General features: G+C 58.8%; 1 protein-coding gene. It reads left to right on the top strand.

Features of this window, described 5'->3' with window-relative positions; all coding sequences use genetic code 11:
- On the top strand, positions 1-459 hold a 459-nt coding region (locus L6963_RS11735), incomplete at both ends, for an RHS repeat domain-containing protein (RefSeq protein ID WP_237225476.1).

The following is a 459-nucleotide window of genomic DNA, read 5'->3' as shown; positions in this document are numbered from 1 at the left end:
GCGGGTTTTTTGGTCCGTGAGACCACACCCGACGGAACAACACGCCACTACTCCTACAACACCGCCGGCCAACTCACCCGCCTAGAAGACTCCCAAGAAGGAACCTGGGAATATATCTACGACGGGCTAGGCCGCCGCATCCGCGCAACAACACCTGATGGGTGCGTGAACCACTATGCGTATGCTACCGGTGGTGGGCTGCCCGGTGAGATAAGAAGTACCCACCCCCACCAGGGTGCGCTTGAGGGTTGCTCAGAGAGGTGTGCTGCTTCTACGGGTGCTGCCTTGTGGGTTGATGCTTTGGGGCAGGTTGCTGGTGTGCGTTCTGCTGCTGGTGATTGTTTCTTGAGTTGGGATGTGACTGGGTCTGTTCCTTCTGTGGTGGGTGTTGCTGGTGTGCCGGTGTCTTTGGGTGCTGGTGTTGCTGGTGTGCCTACTGGGGTGCGTGGGGTGGATCCT

Origin of the sequence: Rothia nasimurium (genome assembly GCF_928392795.1) — a bacterium.
In the GTDB taxonomy this organism is placed as follows: domain Bacteria; phylum Actinomycetota; class Actinomycetes; order Actinomycetales; family Micrococcaceae; genus Rothia; species Rothia nasimurium_F.
Note: the sequence above shows the minus strand (reverse complement) of the source record. Positions and strands in the feature narration are given on the sequence as shown.